The 18,674-nt window shown below is 64.7% G+C and carries 18 protein-coding genes; 7 read left to right on the top strand and 11 right to left on the bottom strand.

Annotated elements, in window-relative coordinates:
- The first annotated feature begins 73 nt into the window (after positions 1-73).
- On the top strand, positions 74-1,345 hold the full coding sequence (locus tag TTER_RS09865; RefSeq protein WP_148211984.1) for a heme-copper oxidase family protein: 1,272 nt from the start codon (positions 74-76) through the stop codon (positions 1,343-1,345).
- Here the strand turns inward: TTER_RS09865 and TTER_RS09860 are convergent.
- The 6 genes from TTER_RS09860 to TTER_RS09835 all read right to left on the bottom strand — a co-directional run bounded on the left by TTER_RS09860 (position 1,312) and on the right by TTER_RS09835 (position 6,723).
- On the bottom strand, positions 1,312-2,016 hold the full coding sequence (locus tag TTER_RS09860; protein ID WP_012875879.1) for an intradiol ring-cleavage dioxygenase: 705 nt from the start codon (positions 2,014-2,016) through the stop codon (positions 1,312-1,314). The two genes, TTER_RS09865 and TTER_RS09860, sit on opposite strands and share 34 nt — an antisense overlap.
- A gap of 14 nt (positions 2,017-2,030) precedes the next feature.
- Positions 2,031-2,486 (bottom strand): hypothetical protein, encoded by a 456-nt coding sequence (locus TTER_RS09855; RefSeq protein ID WP_012875878.1) that lies wholly within the window; start codon positions 2,484-2,486, stop codon positions 2,031-2,033.
- Between the two features lie 67 nt (positions 2,487-2,553).
- A complete protein-coding gene (locus TTER_RS14875; protein WP_148211983.1) occupies positions 2,554-3,183 on the bottom strand; it encodes a DUF5666 domain-containing protein in 630 nt (209 codons plus the stop codon).
- 236 nt (positions 3,184-3,419) lie between these two features.
- Positions 3,420-4,796 carry a GH1 family beta-glucosidase gene (locus tag TTER_RS09845; RefSeq protein WP_012875876.1) on the bottom strand — a complete coding sequence of 459 codons (1,377 nt, stop codon included), beginning with the start codon at positions 4,794-4,796 and terminating at the stop codon, positions 3,420-3,422.
- A gap of 12 nt (positions 4,797-4,808) precedes the next feature.
- Complete coding sequence (locus tag TTER_RS09840) at positions 4,809-5,579, bottom strand: sugar phosphate isomerase/epimerase family protein (RefSeq protein ID WP_012875875.1); 771 nt, start codon at positions 5,577-5,579, stop codon at positions 4,809-4,811.
- Positions 5,580-5,628: 49 nt separating this feature from the next.
- Entirely contained in the window at positions 5,629-6,723 is a 1,095-nt protein-coding gene (locus TTER_RS09835) for a Gfo/Idh/MocA family protein (RefSeq protein WP_012875874.1), read from the bottom strand.
- A 164-nt stretch (positions 6,724-6,887) separates the two neighbouring features.
- On the opposite strand from TTER_RS09835, the gene TTER_RS09830 reads away from it, so the two are divergent.
- Positions 6,888-8,459, top strand: coding sequence for an SdiA-regulated/phytase-like domain-containing protein (locus tag TTER_RS09830; RefSeq protein ID WP_012875873.1), 1,572 nt, complete (start codon positions 6,888-6,890; stop codon positions 8,457-8,459).
- A gap of 4 nt (positions 8,460-8,463) precedes the next feature.
- On the opposite strand, the gene TTER_RS09825 is transcribed toward TTER_RS09830, so the two are convergent.
- The 4 genes from TTER_RS09825 to TTER_RS09810 all read right to left on the bottom strand — a co-directional run bounded on the left by TTER_RS09825 (position 8,464) and on the right by TTER_RS09810 (position 12,326).
- Complete coding sequence (locus TTER_RS09825) at positions 8,464-9,090, bottom strand: hypothetical protein (RefSeq protein WP_012875872.1); 627 nt, start codon at positions 9,088-9,090, stop codon at positions 8,464-8,466.
- 22 nt (positions 9,091-9,112) lie between these two features.
- Positions 9,113-9,505, bottom strand: coding sequence for a hypothetical protein (locus tag TTER_RS09820; protein ID WP_041425221.1), 393 nt, complete (start codon positions 9,503-9,505; stop codon positions 9,113-9,115).
- A 341-nt stretch (positions 9,506-9,846) separates the two neighbouring features.
- Positions 9,847-11,034 carry an MFS transporter gene (locus tag TTER_RS09815; RefSeq protein ID WP_049823048.1) on the bottom strand — a complete coding sequence of 396 codons (1,188 nt, stop codon included), beginning with the start codon at positions 11,032-11,034 and terminating at the stop codon, positions 9,847-9,849.
- A 200-nt stretch (positions 11,035-11,234) separates the two neighbouring features.
- Positions 11,235-12,326, bottom strand: a complete 1,092-nt coding sequence (locus TTER_RS09810; RefSeq protein ID WP_012875869.1) for a YihY/virulence factor BrkB family protein — start codon at positions 12,324-12,326, stop codon at positions 11,235-11,237.
- Positions 12,327-12,501: 175 nt separating this feature from the next.
- Here TTER_RS09810 and TTER_RS09805 point away from each other — a divergent pair, with 175 nt between their 5' ends.
- From TTER_RS09805 to TTER_RS16065, 4 genes are all read left to right on the top strand, one after another.
- Positions 12,502-13,035, top strand: a complete 534-nt coding sequence (locus tag TTER_RS09805; RefSeq protein WP_012875868.1) for a hypothetical protein — start codon at positions 12,502-12,504, stop codon at positions 13,033-13,035.
- A gap of 244 nt (positions 13,036-13,279) precedes the next feature.
- On the top strand, positions 13,280-14,341 hold the full coding sequence (locus TTER_RS09800; protein WP_241215276.1) for a Gfo/Idh/MocA family protein: 1,062 nt from the start codon (positions 13,280-13,282) through the stop codon (positions 14,339-14,341).
- A gap of 35 nt (positions 14,342-14,376) precedes the next feature.
- Entirely contained in the window at positions 14,377-15,486 is a 1,110-nt protein-coding gene (locus TTER_RS09795) for a mandelate racemase/muconate lactonizing enzyme family protein (RefSeq protein WP_169302677.1), read from the top strand.
- 2 nt (positions 15,487-15,488) lie between these two features.
- Positions 15,489-16,370: a DUF6807 domain-containing protein gene (locus TTER_RS16065; protein ID WP_012875865.1), complete on the top strand. Its 882-nt coding sequence runs from the start codon at positions 15,489-15,491 to the stop codon at positions 16,368-16,370.
- Positions 16,371-16,415: 45 nt separating this feature from the next.
- On the opposite strand, the gene TTER_RS09785 is transcribed toward TTER_RS16065, so the two are convergent.
- Entirely contained in the window at positions 16,416-18,350 is a 1,935-nt protein-coding gene (locus tag TTER_RS09785; protein WP_241215266.1) for an ABC transporter substrate-binding protein, read from the bottom strand.
- A gap of 37 nt (positions 18,351-18,387) precedes the next feature.
- Here TTER_RS09785 and TTER_RS16060 point away from each other — a divergent pair, with 37 nt between their 5' ends.
- The gene (locus tag TTER_RS16060; protein WP_241215265.1) at positions 18,388-18,636 is read left to right on the top strand and encodes a hypothetical protein; all 249 of its coding nucleotides are present in this window, start codon (positions 18,388-18,390) and stop codon (positions 18,634-18,636) included.
- Positions 18,637-18,674 lie beyond the last annotated feature (38 nt).

The following is an 18,674-nucleotide window of genomic DNA, read 5'->3' as shown; positions in this document are numbered from 1 at the left end:
AGGGCCTCGGAGGAGTCCTCCGAGGCCGCTCTCATATTAATCCAAAACACACCTTGGTGCCAGGGGCTTATACTTGAATGACGGAGGTACACGCTTGGCCCAGAGATGGAGGGAGTACGCACAGGCTGCCTGCACGCTGGCGGTCCTTGGGGGGTTCCTGCCGGGAGCGCTGCTCTTCCTGCTGTCTCCACGAGGGGCGGGGCCAGCGTGGGTGGCGACCGCCCAGGCGCACGGGCATACGCAGCTGTTCGGCTGGGTGGGCCTGATGGTGTTGGGAGTTGGGTTCCACTTCCTGCCCCGGCTACGCAGCGCTCGCCAGCTCGATCCGCCCATGACGGGCTGGGCGCTGTGGTTGCTCCTGGCCGGGATAGCGAGCAGGCTACTGGCGCAGCCCATGGCGGCGGGCAGCCAGTCGCCCTGGCTCCGCAACAGCGCGGCCTGGGTGCTGGTCACGGGCGCGTGGCTCGAGCTCGCCGGCTGCACGCTGGTGCTTGCGATCCTGTGGCGGACCCTCAGGGACGGCCCACCCTTGCGACAGATGAAGGGCATGACGCGGGTCATGCCGTTCTTCCTCGCCGGCTTCCTCTCGTTGTGGGGGGCGGCACTGGTCAACGCCCTGGCGGCGCTGCAGAGCAGCGTCGTGCGCTACGGGATCTACCCGGCAAGCTCCATGGGGGCGATCATCACCCTCATGCTCCAGGGGTTCATCGTCCCGATATCCGTGGGGATGTCGGCGCGCAACTTCCCCATCTTATTCCGGACTCGGATGCCCTCCATGCCCCTGCTCTGGGCGGGGCTAGCTATCCAGGTGGCGGCGGTGGCCTCGTCGCTGCTGGGCGTGGAGGGCCAGGTCCTCTACCTGCTCGCCGCCGGGCTATTCACAGCTGGCCTGCGGCTGCTGGAGCCTCGCCGGCCGCGCCCCAGGGGATCCCTGCCCATCCCGCGAGACCCCGCGCAGCTGCTGGCGCTCTCGGCCTACCTGTGGCTGCTCGTGGGCGCCCTGATGGCCGTGGGTGGCCGACAGGATGCCTACCGGCACGCCCTGGGCGCCGGGTTCGCCACGCTGCTCATCTTCGGGGTGGGCACCCACCTTTTGCCGGGGTTCGGGAAGCAGCAGGTCCGCAGCAGGGCCGTGACGTGGGCCCTGCTGGTCGCGGGCAACCTCACCGTGCTCGCCAGGGTGGCGCCCTCGGCCTTTCCCTGGCTGCCAGGGCACGGTCACCTGGAGGTGGCTGCGGGGGTGCTGGGCGCCTGCTGCGTGGTGGCGTTCGCCTGGAATACCGGGCTCCTAGGAGAGGTCGAGGGCGAGGGCTATCGAGGCCGTATAGGATCGCCCGGCGTGTGAGGGCTTGAGCAGCAGCTGGTCTCCCCCTGGAGGTAGATGGCGTCCTGGGCGTTCCTCGTGTCCCTCTGACCCTTGGAGGCGTACGGCGGCTGCGCGTGCACCTGATCGGTGAGCTCGTCCGGGAAGAAGAGCTGGGAGGTGAAGTCGTAGACCCCACTGCCTGTCCCTCCGTAGCGCACCTTGAAATGGATGTGCACGGCCCTGCCACTGTACCAGCCAGGGTATATGGTCACGAAGCGGGCCACACCGCGCTCATCGGTCAGCTGGTAGCCCCGCAGGAACTTCTTCCCGGTGGTGTCGAAGTTGGGATCAGAGACGTCCGAGTACACGCCCAGCGCATCGCAGTGCCACACATCCACGCGAGCGTCCGGCAAGGGCTCGCATGCGGCACCCAGCTGCATCAGCTGGAAGCTCAGGTCGAGCCGCAGCCCCTCCTTCCTCGTGCCATCGGTGGGGTCGGTGCGGATGTCCGACCTGCGCAGGTCCTCGTCCACGAAGTAAGGCCCCTCAGTGAGCTCGGGCCGCACGACGCAGGCCGCGGAGGGAGAGCTCCGCTCGGCGCCGCTCGGGAGGGAGCAGGCGGTGAGGAAGGCCAGGCCCAGGGCCCCAAAGCTCACCAGCACCTCCCGTCTGGTGAGCAACCTGCCGACGGGCTTGTCGTCGAGATCCAAAGACTCACACCTCCCTACTTATTGCGCAGCGAGAGCTGATCCCGCCGGGGCGAGGGCACGATCAGCGCGTAGTTGTACCAGCTCTGCACCCTGCTGGGGCCAAGCAACCAGAGCAGGATGAACGCCAGCTCGATCCAGAACGCCCCCCGCGCCTTGCCATCGGACGATACCCAGGCCGTGAAGGTGCCCAGGTAGTCCCCCTTATCCACCAGGTAGACCAACATCAGAGCGGCGCAGGTGAGCACCCCCATCACCCAGCCTGCCCCCCACCTGTCCTGCATGATGCCAAACACCGACAGGAGCGCGAGCAACGCCCCAAGGAGAAACAGCACCAGCGGCAGGTAGAGCTCCCTCTGCAGGAGAGCTGGCGCCTCTGCCAGGTGCAGGCCAGCGACCGCGCTCATCATCAGCCCGGCCAGCAGCTTTATCCCCCTCGGCACGTGTAGCTCGGTGATCACAGTTGTCTCCATACGTCAACCTCACAAAGCATCCCGGGGGATTTTTCCCCCGGGATGTATGATAGCCTTTTTGTGGCCCCTACTGGGAGTTGGAGCTCGCCCCATTGGTGGACTCCACCTCGTCGCGATCCCAACCCCTGTGGTGCCAGCCGAATTCGCCTTCCCCTATCAGCACAGCCCGTGCCTCGATGACGCCCTGGGAGTTCTCCCGGCCTATCACCCGCACGAACTCGCCGACCTTGAGGTCGCTCTTCGTGGCCTCCTGCCCATCCTTGCGGAAGACGGTGTCCGCGGAGACCTGTACGGTCTTGCTGCCGCTGTCCGTCTTCACGGTCACGGTGTTGCCGCTGATCTTAGACACCGTGCCCGCGACGGCCGGGAAGCACGGCCCGTGCATGTGTCGCCCGAAGAACGGGAAGGGCATCCCCGTCTCCTGTATGCGGGACTTGATCTCCTGGGCCTGCTGCTGGGTGATCTTGCCATCCTTGACAGCCTGGTCGATCACGTCCTCGCTGGCCTGGGTCATGGCAGACTGCACCTCCTGGGGCTTCTTGCCCAGGATCTGGGCCACCTTGTTGACGAACTGCTGATAGTAGCTGTTGGTGCTGGAGCTGCTCTGGGCGTTCACTGCCTGCGCGCTGAAGAAGACCAGCGTCAGGAGCAGCAACCCCACAGAGGCCATGAAGCCCAGCTTACGGATATTTCTCAAGCGCTGTACACCTCCTTTCATCACAAGGATCTTCTGATCTGTGCCATGGGTACGGGTTCTAGGGTCCTGTAAGGTAATGTGTGCCTTGGTGAGCATCCCCCCTTTCTCTGTTGGCATCAACGCCGTCGCCAGCGTTCGATTATGAGTGTAGGGGGTGAACTTCAAGGGAAGATCTCAGGGAGGTAAGAGGACGGTAAGAAAATTGAGGGGGCGGGATGACCGCCCCCCGGGGAAGATCAGGCAACGCTCTCGGTGGGCACGAGCTGGCCCTCGGCCACCACGCGGCTGTACCACAGGCCGCTGTCCTTGATGGTGCGCTCCAGCGTCTCGTAGTCCACGTAGTACAGCCCGAAACGCTTGCTGTAGCCGAAGGCCCACTCGAAGTTGTCCATGAGGGACCAGGCGAAGTACCCACGTAGGGGCACTCCATCGCGGATGGCGCGCTGGGCGGCGTCTAGATGCGAGGCGTAGTACTCCACGCGCTTGGGATCGTGCACCCGCCCCTCGACCGGCGGCTCGTCCGGATAGGCCGCACCGTTCTCAGTGATCACTATGGCCGCGGGGGAGTAGTCCCTGTGCAGCCGGGTGAGCAGGTCGTACAGCCCCTGGGGATACACCAGCCAGCCCATGTCGGTGTACTCTCCGTCCACCCGCACCTGCTCGACATGCAGCGGCGGGTTGCCCTCCGAATGCTGCACGAACGAGGGGCTGTAGTAGTTCACCCCCAGGAAGTCCAGGGGCGCCCCTATCACCCCAAGGTCCGACTCGTCGAAGGAGGGCACCCAGGACCCGAAGACATCGATCATGTCGCGGGGGTAGCCCCCCGTGAACAGCGGGTCGAGGAACCACCTGTTCATGAAGCCATCCAGCCGCTTGGCCGCGGCCTCGTCCTCGGCGCTGTCGCCGGCCGGATAGGCGTGGGTCAGGTTCAGGGTGATCCCCACCTGGGAGTCGCGGGAGTTCTCCCTGATGACCGGCACGGCGAGGCCGTGGGCCAGCAGCAGGTTGTGCACCACCGGCAGGTAGGACTCGGGCTCCTTCCGGCCGGGGGCGTGCTCGCCGGTGAAGTAGCCCAGGAAGGCCACCACCCAGGGCTCGTTGAGGGTGATCCAGTGCTTGACCCTGTCGCCCAGCCGCCGGGTGACCACGTCGGCGTACTCGGCGAACGCCTTGGAGGTATCGGGGTTGGGCCAGCCACCTCGATCCTCCAGTGCCTGGGGCAGGTCCCAGTGGTACAGCGTCACCCATGGGGTGATGCCTGCGGCCAGCAGGCCATCCACCAGGCGATCGTAGAAGTCCAGCCCCGGCGGGTTGACCCTGCCCCACCCCTCGGGCAGGATGCGGGGCCAGGCGATCGAGAACCTGTAGGCGTTGACGTGCAGGCGACGCATCAGCTCGATATCGCCCTGCCAGCGGTGGTAGTGGTCGCAGGCCACGTCGCCGGTGTCGCCGTTGTGGGTCTTGCCCGGGGTGTGGCTGAAGCGGTCCCAGATGGACACCCCCCGGCCATCCTCGCGCACCGCGCCCTCTATCTGGTAGGCCGCGGTGGCCGTCCCCCATGTGAAGTCTGCAGGAAACCTGCCTGGAGCGAGGTCGGTTCTTGGCTGCGACATAGCTACACCTCCTCAGGATCCCAGGGACATCGATATGAGGTTGCGCAGGTTCTCCAGGCTGCGCTTGATGTCGCGGTAGGCGTTGGCGGGATCGTCCTCCTGCTCGACTATCAGCCACTGGGTGCCGGAGGCGTTGGCCGCGGCTATGAGCTGCGGCCAGGGAGTGATGCCATCGCCCACGGTCGTGTCGGACCTGTCGGGCTTGTTGGACATCTCCTTGGCGTGCAGGGTGGGCACCCGCCCGGAATGCCTCCTTATGAGCTCGATCGGGTCCAGCCCAGCGTACATCACCCAGTAGACGTCTATCTGCAGGTCGACGAACGCCGGGTCCGTCTGGGCCGCGAGCAGGTCGTACATCGTCTCCTCGCCCAATGGTTCGAACTCGAACGCGTGGTTGTGGTAGCCGAACCTCAACCCCTCCGTAGCGCAGCGCTCCCCCCAGCGGTTGAAAGTCTCAGCCAGCCTCTTGACGGCCTCCGGGCTGTTGCGCAGCTCCTCGGAGGTGTAGGGCACCACGGCGTACTCGCAGCCGAGGGTGTGCAGCTCCTCAATGACCTTATCAAACTCCTGCTCGAAGCGCTGGTAGGGTACGTGCGCGCTGATCGCTTTTATCCCCAGGTCGTCGAGCAGCGACCTGAGTTCCTGTGGGGTATGCTTGCCGTAGCCAGCGAACTCCACGGCCTTGTAGCCCGCCTCCGCCACGGCGCGGAGCGCACCCGGGAAGTCCTCCCGCGTCTGCTCCCTCAGCGTGTACAGCTCCAATGCCACGTTATCCGGCCCCATAAGTACCTCCTACGTTGTGGTGTTACAAGGTGAAAGCATTGTCCAACCATCAGAAGCTGGTGTCAAGATCCAGCGCTCTGCCCTGCCTGATGGAGTCGCCGATCTTGTTCATGATCTCCAGCACGTGCGTGGCGTGCTCCGCGGTGAGGATCGGCTCCTCCTTGCCAGCTAGGCAGCGCACGAAGTGTGCCGGACCGTACCCGATCAGGCTGAAAGTGGGCCCCTCGTCGGGGAGAGGAGGATACAGCCCGTTGATCCAGCCCTCCACGCCCAGCTCGGAGCCGTCCTCGAGGTACACGTCGATCGAGCCGTAGCCCTCGTACCACCTGGTTATGTCAAGACTCAGCGTGCCCCCGGTGCAGTGCAGCTCGATCGCCGGCGCCTTGCTGTTGGGCACGGCGAAGCTCGCCAACACCTGCGCGAATCGGCTGTGGCCGAAGTCCAGGTGGATGAGCACGTGGTCGTTGGCCTCGACCTGGATCTTCTTCCCGGCATGGGGTCCCGTAAGCACCTTCCTCTCGGGGATGGCTATGCCCCCCATCGCCTGCACCCGCCTGGCGGGGCCCAGCAGGCCGGTGACCGCGTGCAGCGCGTACACCCCGATATCCACCACCGGCCCCACCGTGGCCGAGTAGAAGACCGTGGGGTCGCCGGTGTACTCTCGCCAGCTGGCGGGCCCCATCGTGGCCATCTGCGCGACCGCCAGCGTCGGGCTGCCTATCCGGCCGGAAGCCAGCAGGCGCTTGACCCACTTGAAGCGCGGGGTAGCCATGACCGCCGGCGCCGCAAGCAGGAGCAGGCCCTGCTCCCTGGCGAGCTCGATGAGCGCCTGCGCATCCTCCACCTTGCTGGCTATAGGCTTCTCGGAGAGCACGTGCTTGCCGGCCCTCAGAGCAGCCTCCGTGACCTGGGCGTGCAGAGGGGCGGGCGTGAGGTTGATCACCGCATCCAGACCCGGATGCGCCAGGAACTCCTCGTACGCAGTGTAGGCCTCGGCCCCCGGGAACCGAGCGGCCGCCCTCCTGGCCCTGTCGGCTACGGTGTCGAAGCACGCCACCACCTGGGCGTCCCCCAGCTGCTCCAACACCGGGAAGTACGAGCGGAAAGCCACATCGCCACAACCAATGATCCCTAGCTTCGTCATGTCACTCCCCCAGTAAGAATTTGTCTACCAGGTACTACGATACCAGAAAACCTGTGGGGAGATATGGCTCCTAGGCAGCTATGGCCCAAATGGGCTATGGATTAAAATCGGCGCAATAGATATCTTATATATGTAGCCTTTATGCGAAGAAAGGAATTTGTTCTATGAGAAGGCTAGCGTGCTGTCTGTGTGTGCTCGCTCTGCTGAGCACCTACCGCCCCGCGGCTGCGGAGGAGTCCACCCGTACCAACCTCACAGAGTTTTCCTTGCAAGAGGGCAGGAACACCGTGATGTACGCCACGGCCGATCAGCCGGAGGAGATGCAGTGGGGGCCCACGGCGCTCACGGTCGCCCCAGACGGCACTTTCTGGATCTCCAACTCCTACGTGAACAAGCTCACGCACGTCTCAGCAGAGGGCAGCGTGCTGGGCACCATCGACCTCAAGCCCTACGGTGCCGTGGGCATCACCGATCTCAAGGCCATGCCCTACGGGCTGGTGGCGCTGGATGCAGGTGCGCCTGACATCCGTGTCCTCAAGCTCAGCTATAGCGGCCAGCTCATCCAGAAGTACGTGATACCTGCCTCCCTGGAGAGGTCCATCACCGGGCTTATAGCAGGCCAGGATGGCGAGCTCTACCTGGAGGCACGAGGCATAGTCAAGTACAGGCTGCTGTCTCCAGAGGGCACGCTCTCCCGCGCCTGGGTGAGGGGAGCTACTCTGAACGGCGAGACCATAACCATCACCCCTGCTACGAGGAACAGGCCACGGGCCGGCAGCATCCAGGTAGGTGATGTGGTGCGCAACGTCTGGGTAAACAACTACCTGGGTGGGCTACGGCTGCTGGGGATCAACCCGGCCTCCACCCAGCCAGGCGGCAGCTTCTACGTCATCGTGGTGGACCTTGCCCCTAACTCCAGCGGCTTCTTCAGGTTCGACTACACCGTACGCCACTATCGAGCCGATGGCAGGCTGCTGGGGGTGGCGCGCTTCCCGATCAATCAGCAGTACGTCAACGTGGCCCATCCGCTGGCGATCGCTCCCGACGGCAGCGTGTACGGCCTGGTAACCAGGGAGGACAGCGCCAGGGTGATCAAGCTGGCGTTCAGCTCCAGCCTCTCACCTCTCTTCCCCAAGGGCACCGTGACCACCTCCAGCCCCACCAAGACCCTTGGCGCCTACACGTCTCGAAGCGCCATAGCCAGCAGGGCCTGGGACTACGTCAACAACTCCAGGTACTACACGAGCACGAACATAGCCGGCACCTGTGGCGGCAGGGACGCGCCACGCTACCTGCTCTCCCCCGGCACCTACACGGGCGTGGCCTATGACTGGGGCGGGTGGGATACCGTCAGCGCCTACAACTACTACCTGGACAGAGGGTACCAGGCTGGGGACATCGCCGAGACGAACGTGGGCGCGGAGAGCTGCTCGCGCGGCGTGGACTGCTCGGGGTTCGTCACGAGGGCCTGGGGCAGGTCGGACCAGAAGTACTACACAGCCTCCCTGCCGAACATCTCCTACGCGCTGCCCGGGCCGTGGTCGCTGGAGACGGGCGACATTATGAACCAGCCGTACTCGCATGTGCGGCTGGTCAGCTCGGTGGACGGCAACGGCGCGTTCGTGTGGGAATCCACCGCCTACGCCGGCATGGACAGGGTGGTCTACAGGTACATCCCGTGGACGAGCTTCCTGCAGTACCAGCCCCGCAGGTACAGCTACCTTTCCAATCCCTAGTGGTTTAGCGGAGCGCGTCCTGCGGCCACAGGCTGACGAGCCTAGTTGGCAGCACTGGCCTCATACGGTATCTGCTCGGCGGCAGCACGTCTGAAGCTATCCACTGCCTGGTCGCGAGCCGCGGCATCGTCCGCCGGCACAGCGCCCATCGGCAGGACGTGGTACCAGCTGCGATCGGCATCATAGAGGTCGCCAGTACGTAAGTCCTGCCGGGCTCGAGCAGCTCCTGGCCGTCAAAGACCACCTTCACCAGCTTGCCACTCAGGTCTCGTGTGTACCCACCGTACTGGTCGACGATGACGCTGCTGGGCAACGATATCTGCCTCGAGGGCTCGGAGTCCAGCTTGGATGGGTCGAGCCTGCGGGTGGACTTGATCACCTCGAGCACCTCCACGCGGAAGCGCGTACTCGGCCATCTGAGGTCCGCTACCTCCTCCGTCCGCTCGATCACCCGCCCCACAAACACGGCATCGGCATAGCCTACCAGCTTCCTGCGATCGCTGAAATCGGTGACCCAGCTGCCCTCGACCTGCCTCGTAGCGGGGATGCTGATCCACACGATGTAGGCGCCTACCAGCAGCGCAACCACGAGTGCCCACCCCCGACGTGAGAGAAGTCTGTCATCAGCCATAGCTCTCCTCCTTAGCAAATTGCTACTGCCATCTATCATAATAGTCTTTCTTATCGTGGCTTTGAGGGGAAATAAAACACCCCACAACTTTATACAACAGAGCTATACAGTTATACTCTTCATCATGATCGCCAATACCTAGAGCATGACCGAACTCATGAGACACACAGGATTTTCTGTTCCAATCATTGTAGTTGGCAAAGTAATACACATTGAGCTTTATCTCGCCAAGTGCATACTTACCACATAGCCCATCATTTTGATTGTATTCATTGATTGTTAGATTCCAATTGCTAGAATTCGAGGGTTTTGGATATATATTTACTTTCCCTAATGAGGACCAAGTGCTGTCCGCATGGCTTACAGCACCCCCGTACCGGGTGTAGTTGAGGTATATCATCTTGCCACCTGCCACAGCATCATCCCACCAAGGTTGTTGATGTACTGTGGCAGCTTGCACAACTAAGCTGGGAAGTAGAGTAAGTAGGCAAACTAGAAGGGTGACAGACACGAGGGATGGTTTATAACCAGGCAATAACTGGGTGCTTAGGATTTTTTGATCATATCGTCACCCCTGCAAAAGTTATATCTGTATATTATATTGTGATACGATTGTATAACTAGATGATTATTTAGTCAGTAGATAGTTAGATAAAAAATTTAGGTACAATAATTTCCTAATAGTTATGCTCTGCGATCCGATATGGCTTTATAAGCTAGCGGATTCCGTAATAATTACAAATATCTAGAGGGCATCTACCTATATGGGCTCCCGCGGAGGACGAACGTCGCGTAGCCTAGCCCTCCCAGGAGCACTACACCCAGGCCGGCCAGGCACACGCCGTACCAGCCGGCGGCATTCCACGCGGCCACACCCAGGTAGGAGCCCAGCGCGCCCCCGGCAAAGTACGTCACCATGTAGGCCGTGTTCAGCCTGTTGCGAGCCTCGGCAGAGAGCCCTAGCACCCGCGTCTGGTTGGAGATGTGCACCGACTGCGTGCCGGCGTCCAGCAGGCAGGCCCCCAGGGCCAGCAGCGGGAGCAGCGCACCTCCCAGCAGGCAGAGGTAGGCCAGGAGCAGCAGGAGCAGCCCGGCGGCGATAGTCCGCAGGGGGCCTCGCGCATCGGCCAGCCTGCCCACGACCATCGAGGTGAGCGCCCCCGCCAGCCCCGTCAGTCCGAAGAGGCCCGTGACGGCGCTGCCGTAGCCGTGGGAGGGCCCCTCCAAGTAGAAGGCGAGCGTCGCCCACAGGATGCTGTAGCAGGCAAAGGTCGTAGCCCCGAGAAAGCATGACTGGCGCAGGACAGACTCCTCCCTCAGCAGATGCCACAGGGAGCGCAGTAGACGTCCATAGGAATAACCCACTCCGGAGACGCTGCGCGGCAGGCCCCTCAACAGGGGCAGCAAGAGCGTCGTGGCGACCGCCGCGAGCACGTACACCAGGCGCCACCCCAACAGCTGTCCCAAGAAGCCGCTCACCACGCGCGCCACGACTATCCCCACGAACAGGCCGCTCATCACCGTGCCGATGACCCGGCCCCTGCCCTCGGCATCCGCTAGCCCCGCGGCGTAGGGCACGATGATCTGCGGCGTGACCGTCACGAAGCCCAGCAGCAGCGAGAGCGGCAGCAGCAGCGAAGCCGAGGGCGCGATAGCAAACAGCAACAGCACCGGCACGGAAGCCGCGGCCGTGAGGAATATCAGCCGGCGACGGTCCATCCTGTCCCCCAAGGGCACGAGCAGCAGCAGGCCAAGAGCGTACCCCAGCTGTGAGAGCGATACCACAGATCCCATGCGGGCGTCCGATACGCCGAGGTCGCCGGCCATCTGCGGCAGCAATGGCTGGCTGTAGTACAGGTTGCCCACCGTGACGCCGCAGGCCACCGCCAGCAGCAGCAAGAGCCCCCTGCTTATCCCCTCTCTCTTGGTCAGATCACCTATCACGACCTCCATGATAGCAAGAGGCGCGCCCCAGAGGCACGGCGCCGGCCACACCACAGGCGTGGGGCTTCTATTAAAAGATAAAGGCAGAAATACCTAGTTCATTTACGGGCTTAGTGATTACTTTAGACAGCTTCTATTAAAGATAAAGGCAGAAACACAGCCAGGTGATGGCCTGCAGGTGGGCCGCGGGCGCATCCCCGCTAGCGTCGCAGCCTGGTGACCACCAGGCCGATCACCAGCAGCGCCAGGTAGGCGGCCACACCGGAGAGGATGGGGCCACGACGGGCGCCCATCGCGACCATCCCCTCCCGCTCGCCGGGGCGCGGCCCCGCAGCAGGGTGCCCGGCCTCCCCCGGCGCCTTCTCGCCCTCCTGCTTGCCTCCGGGGGCATGCTCCTCGATGACCTGGTTGATCTCCGTCCCCAGCAGCAGGATGTACGCCGAGTAGTACATGTAGAGCATGAGGATGATCACCCCCGCCAACGCGCCGTACGTCTTATTGTAGGAGCCGAAGTTGTTGACGTAGAGCGAGAAGAGCAGCGAGAACACCAGCCAGAGCGCGACCGCGACCAGCGAGCCCGGCGTGATGAAGCGGAACTGCTGCTCGACGTCGGGCGCGAAGTAGTAGATCAGCGCGAAGGCCAGCAGGACGAAGCCCACCAGCACGGGCCACTGCAGGATTATCCAGGTCCACCTGAACACCGGTCCCAGGCCGGCGGAGGCCCTGGCTATGGCGGTGGCTATGTCGGCGCCGAACACCACCAGCACGAGCGCGGCGATGATCAGCACCGCCGCCCCGAGCGAGAGCAGGATCGAGATCAGGTACCTCTTCCAGAACGGCCTGCCCTCCTTGACCTCGTACATCACGTTCATCGCCTCCATCACCGAGCGGAACGCTCCCGAGACTCCCCACAGGGCCAGCAGGATGGACACCAGCGCGCTGAGCCCGAACGCTCCCGTGGCCTTGCTCTGCGCTATCTGCCTGATGGGCCCGCCGATCAGGTCCACGGCCTCCCGGGGCATCGCCGTCGAGGCGCGGCTGAGCAGCTCGTTCACCAGCTCCTCCGCCCTGAAGATGCCCAGCAGCGACAGCAGGAAGACCATGAACGGGAAGACCGCGAACAGCCCGCTGTACGTCAGGTGGCCGGCGAACACCGACAGATGGTCCTCCTGCGCCTCCTTCAGCACCTGCTTGACGAAGTCCACCAGACCCAGGCGCTCCGTCATCGGCACCTCGACCTCGTTGCCCGTCCTCTCCGCCCTCCTGATCAGCCCCATCCCCGGCAGCTTCATCGTTCTCCCTCCTGGCGCTTGCCCACCTCTTGCGGGCTACCAGCTCTTGGCGCACAGCTCGTGCCAAGGATCGCTCCCCGCCTCACCCAGGCCCAGGGCTCCCTGTCGACAGGTGTTGACATCGAGCGCATGGGGTGTAACATTATGTTGACAGATGCTCTCGGAGGGGTGCAAGATGATAGGTCTAAGGAGGCGCCTCCTGGGAAGGTTGGTGCTCGTCCTGCTGTTTGCGGTGATCGCGACGGTCGCCCTCAACATGAGGGTGGCGGCCAACCCTACGGTGGACTACGGGACCAAGGAGATCACCGGCAGGCTAAGGGAGCAGCTGGCGAGCCGGGCCCTGAGCTACGCGAGGGAATACCGCGTGGGGGGCAGGATGCAGGTGGTGCTCGTGCGGGAGCTAACGGAGGAGTACATCGCCAGGCTGGGACTCTGCCATGACCGTGACCTGAGGAGCCAGGATGGACGCTGGGCGTTGGTGGTGGTCAAGGGCAACTTCGGAGCCAGCAACATGCTGGGGATCATGCTCAGCGGGGAGCTACAGCGCCAGCTCAGGTACAGGTACGTGGGCTTCGTGCTCGACGCGCGCAGTGGCCAGCACGCAGGCGTGGAGTTCGCCTGGCCAAACGACCAGCCGCTCCGTGACCTCCTGAGGGAGGGCGAGGCCCTGAAGTCCCCGTTCCCGCCCCGGGGCAGCTGCGAGGGCTAGCCCCGCAGGGATGAGCGCAACCCCCACGGGACCAGCCATCGCCCGACGGTGCTGCGCGCCTAGCCACGGTGCCAAGGCATGCTCGACAAATCCTGCAGGCGTGCTCACAAGGCTCGACGCTGGCCCCGCCCACAGGGTGTCGCTGCTGTGGGCACCAGATCGGGAGCGAAGGGGCTACCCGCAACTCCATATATCATATATAATTGACGTGGCCTATTTCTGCTGAGAGGTGATCACGTTGACAGTGCGCGCAGCTATCGTTGGTACCGGCGGCATAGCCCACTCCCACATGCGAGCGCTCGGCCGCCTGCGGGACAGGGTGGAGGTGGTTGCCCTAGTGGACACCGACCCCTCCCGCTTGGAAGCTTTTGGCAACGAGTTCGGTATAAGGAGGCGCTACCCCAGCATCGAGCAGATGCTGCAGGCTGAATCGCCAGACCTAGTGCACATCTGCACCCCTCCCTGGACGCACACGGAGCTCGTCGTCCGCAGCCTGGAAGCCGGCGCCTGGGTGCTCTGCGAGAAGCCGCTGTGCGGGTCGCTGGCGGACTTCGACCGCATATCGGCGGCCGAGGAGAGCTCCGGTAAGTACTGCAGCACGGTGTTCCAGTGGCGGTTCGGCACCGCCGCCCAGCAGGTGCGCCGGGCGATAAACTCCTGCGAGCTGGGCAGGCCGCTGGTGGCGGTGTGCAACACCACCTGGTACCGCGACCAGGGGTACTACTCCGTGCCCTGGCGCGGCAAGTGGGCCACGGAGCTGGGAGGCGTCACCGTCGGCCACGGCATCCACCTGATGGACCTGCTGCTGTGGCTGATGGGGGAGTGGCAGGAGGTGACCGCCGTGGCGGACACGCTGGACCGCCAGATAGAGGTGGACGACGTCTCGATGGCGATCGTGCGCTTCGAAGGCGGCGCGCTGGGGAGCATCGCCAACAGCGTGCTCTCCCCAAGACAGGAGAGCTACCTACGGCTGGACCTGCAGGGGGCGACGCTCGAGGTGCGCGCCCTCTACGGGTACTCCCGCGACAATTGGAGCTTCACCCCAGCTCCCGAGCGCGACGCGCCCAATCCCCTGGACTACCCAGCCGAGCAGGATGTACCGTCCTCCCATGAGGCCCAGATAGCTGCCCTGCTGGACAGCATGGAGCGAGGGGAGCGACCACTCGTCAGCGGGCGGGAGGCCAGGAGGATCATAGAGTTCATGAGCGCGCTGTACAAGTCCGCGGCGACCCGGCAGCCTGTGGCCCGAGGGGCCATAGTCGAGGGCGACCCCTTCTACCACCACCTGGCTGGGAAGGTCGGATGAGGGTGCCCACGATCAGCCGCGTGGAGGTGTACCCCGTGGAGCTGCCGATCACCCGCACCTTCGTCTTCGCCTCTGGCTCGGCCGGGAAAGCGGGCGCGGGGGCACGCCTGGTGTTCGTGCGCGTGCTGGACGAGGAGGGCAGGTACGGCTGGGGTGAGTGCCGCCCCATGCCGGGGTGGTCCTACGAGACGCTGGAGACGGTGGTGACCACGCTCAGGCGACACCTCATCCCGGCGGTCGTGGGCACGCCAGCCAGCGACCTGGCGGGGCTGCACGCGCGGATGCACGCGGCAATAGGCCGAGGCCCGAGCACGGGGCAGCCGATCGCACGGTCGGCCCTCGACATGGCGGTGCACGACCTGCTGGCGCGCGCTCTGGGGGTGCCGCTGCGCGCGCTGCTGGGGGGCAGCCCCCGACCGGCCTCGGTGGCCCTCAGCTACACCGTGACGGCTGCGTCACCCGAGGCGGCTTCCCGGGAAGTGAGCGCCGCCAGGGCGAAGGGCTTCGAACACTTCAACTTCAAGGTGGGTGTGCACCCAGAGACCGACGTGCAGGTCGCCAGGGCCATCAGGGAGGCGGCGGGCCCCGAGGCTTTTGTCTGGGCCGACGCCAACCAGGGCCTGGCCGTGGAGCGGGCCGCGCGGGTCGCCGAGGGCCTGGCGGAGGCGGGCGTGGACGTGCTGGAGCAGCCCTTTGCCGCCGACAAGCCACACCTCATGCGGGTGTTCCGGGGGAGGTGCCCCCTCCCGCTGGCGGTGGACGAGGCCTCGGTGAGCCCCTCGGACTTCCTGCTGTACGCCTCCGAGGGGCTGGTGGACTACCTGGTGGTGAAGGTGACCCGCAGCGGTGGCCTGTGGCCGAGCATCGCCCAGGTGCACATAGCACAGGCCTTCGGCCTGCCGCTGCTCATCAGCGGGCTGACCGACTCCATGCTCACCAAGATGGCCGCCTGCCAGCTGGGCGCCGCCTTCGGCTGCCAGGGTCCCGCCGCGCTCAACGGCAGCCAATTCATCGACGACAGCGCGCTCTTTCCCACCAAAGCGCAGGTGGAGCACGACGGCAGGGTGTGGCTGCCCGAGCTGCCCGGGGTGGGTATAGAGCCCGACATCGACACGCTACGCTCGCTCGAGGTCAAGGAGGTATAGCGATGCAGATACACCTACACGAGGCGGAGGGGTACCTGGAGCTGGAGCACGAGGGCAGGGCCCTGTGCAGGTACGTCTACCGACCGGACACCCCCAGGTACGAGTCGCCCAGGCCGTACTTCCATCCCGTGACCACGCTCGGGGGCGCGCTGCTCACCGACTACCGGCCGCCCGACCACCCCTGGCACGTCGGGATCTCGATGACCGTCACCAACCTCTCGGGGCACAACTTCTGGGGAGGGCCCTCCTTCGTGCGCGACCAGGGCTACGTGCCCCTGCCGAACCAGGGGGTGGAGCAGCACTTGGGCTGGAGCGCCGAGGATCCCCGACGGCTTGTGGAGTCCCTCAGCTGGATCGGGCACGACGGCAGCCAGCTGCTGGAAGAATCCCGCACGCTGGTACCCCACATATCGGGAGAGAGGCTGTGGGGGCTGACCCTGCGGTTCGACCTGCGCAACGTGACGGGACGGGAGCTCGTCTTCCGGTCGCCCACCACGGATGGCCGGCCCATGGCGGGCTACGGGGGGCTGTTCTGGCGAGGGCCCGCGTCCTTCGTCGGTGGCCGGATAGCTGCGGCAGGGGCGGGGGGACCAGAGATGATGGGGCGTCGGTCCCCCTGGCTGGCCTACACCGGCCGGGATGAGAGGGGAGAGCTCGCCACGATAGCCTTCATCGACTACCCCGACAACCCCAGGTTCCCCACCCAGTGGTTCGTGCGGCAGGAGCCCTACGCGTGCGCCTCGGCGGCGTTCATGTTCGACGAGCCCCTCAGCCTCCCGCCCGCCGGCAGGCTGGTGCTGCGCTACAGGGTGCTCTTTGCCGACGGGGAGCTGACCGGCGAGGAGATCGATGGGCTGGCCGAGCAGTTCTGGCGGGAAGAGTAGGTCCCAGCCTAGAGCATCTACGGGGCTGGGACCGGGCACAGGAGGTTACATGTGTTCCTGGGGGTTGTCCCAGTAGTAGGCCTCGGGATCGTACACGGCGGGGGTGGGGTGGATCCAGGTGTTCACGAAGCCGTGTAGCGCCAGGTCCTCCCTCTTGGGGACGTTCATCAGCCCCTCCTTGTAGAGCACGATCCTCGGGTAGTTGGCCACGCAGCCCATGAAGAACGGGCCATCCTCGACGTGGATCTTGACGATGTCCCACACCAGCTTGTGCTGCTTGATGGGGTCGGTCTCCCTGCGCGCCTTGTCGTAAGCCTTGTACAGCCGGTCGATGGGATCGCCCGGCTCGGGCAGCACGTGAGGTGGCTGCCTCTTCCACGGGTCGCGGTTCTTCTGCTGCTGTATCTTCTGTGGATCGGTCGACTTCAGGATGTAGCCCTGCCCGTGGAGCGGCGCCCAGCGGGAGGTCTCCAGCGGGATGAGCCAGGTGGGGTTGACGAGGGAGTTGGGCCCATCGCTCACCTCCCAGGCCGTCTTGGAGAGGATCTTGCCAGCGTTCCACCGATCATCGTAGCCGGTCGGCGGCTGCGGGTTGGATCGGGCGTTGAGGCCGATGGCCTGCCAGTCCTTGGCCAGCAGCTCGTTCTTGCGGACGTGCTCGCTGCTCTGTGGCTCGGATGCAGGATAGTCCAAGGTGATGAGGAGCTTGCCGCCGTTAGGCAGCTCGCGCCAGCCATCGCCGTTGACGTCCTTCACCCCCAGCTCATCGAGCATCTGCTTAGCTTTCTCGGGGTCGTAGGTGGCGTAGGAGTCCCGCCACTGCTCGTACACCTTCTTCCCCTGATCGTTGAACACGAACTCTATGGACTTGGGGCTGGTGGTGCCGGTCGTGATCTCGCCGGTCTGCAGGTACACCAGCTTCTGCACGTTGCTGCGGTTGTAGGCGTAGGAGAGCGCCTGGCGGAACTTGGGGTTGCGTATCAGCTGCCGCACCTCGGGGTCGATGTAGTCGTAGTTGAAGAAGAACACGGAGGCCGTCCCCGATCCGGAGTCCCACAGCTCGATCTGCAGCTTGCTGCGCGGCTGCGCCTGCTTGAAGGTGGCTATGTCGTCGACGTTGATCGGGACGAAGCCACCGTGCACGTAGTCCACGGCCCCCTGGGTAAACTTCAGCTTCAGCACCTCGGCGTCCTGCACGTTGTTGTGCTGGATGGTGTCGATGTACGGCAGCTGGTTGCCCCAGCGGTCGATGCACCAGTAGTAGGGGTTGCGCTCCCAGATGGTGTACTGACCGCGCTTGTACTCCTTGAGGCGCCAGCCGGTCATGGTGGGGCACTCAGGGTTGGTGGCGAAGTCCGCCTTGGCGTTGAAGGTGTCCACCCAGTTCTTGCCCACCTTGGGGTTGTACTTGGGGTGGAACTGCTTGAGGTAGTGCTTGGGATCCATCCATCGGGGGCCGATGCCCCGCTTCACCCAGCAGGCCATCAGCCCGGGCAGCAGCGGGGCCGGGGCATCGAAGGTGATCTGCAGGGTGACGTCGTCTATGGCCTTCAGCTTGGCGGGGTTGCCGGTGGCCGATACCAGCTCGAACGGCACCGCTTCGGGGTGCTCCGGGTTGAGCACCTCATCCTCCCACCAGAAGAGGATGTCGGCGGTGGTGTAGGGCTCGCCGTCCGACCAGCGCAGCCCCTCGCGCAGGTGGAAGGTCCACACCGTCTGGTCCTCGTTGGCCTCCCAGGCCTCCACCAGCCCGGGGCCTATCTGCAGGCCATCGCGCAGCCAGCGCAGCGGCGAGTGTCCGTACATGGACTCCTGGATCAGGTGGCCCGTGGCCCAGTCGCCCTGGTCGGTGCAGGCCATCATCAGCTTGCCACCGTACTTGCCCTGCTGCACCCACTTGTGGGGCACGACGTAGGGGTGCTTGGGCAGCCTCTGCTCCACGGGCGGCAGCTTGCCTGCCTTCACCAGCTCGGCCAGCATCGGCGCCTCGTTGTACTTGCCGGTGTAGGATTCGGGCGTGGCCTGCCCTATGTTCTGCACGGGGGTGGAAACGGCCTGGGGCGTCACGTTGGCGGAGACTGTGGCTGCCGCGGTCGGAGACCCCGCGGGCGAGGCCGAGGGCGAGCTTGAGGGGGAGCTTGAGGGGGAGCTCGTCGGCGTGGATGCCGGGCTGCCCCCGCAGGCCGCAAGCAGCAGCGAGCCCGCCGAGAGCGCCGATAGCCTGAGGAACCTTCTGCGATCCAGCTTGGTCATGAGATCCTCCTAGAGATGTTTTGTGAGGGCCTTCCAGAAATATAATATACG

It is taken from the genome of Thermobaculum terrenum ATCC BAA-798 (assembly GCF_000025005.1).
Lineage (GTDB): Bacteria > Chloroflexota > Chloroflexia > Thermobaculales > Thermobaculaceae > Thermobaculum > Thermobaculum terrenum.
Note: the sequence above shows the minus strand (reverse complement) of the source record. Positions and strands in the feature narration are given on the sequence as shown.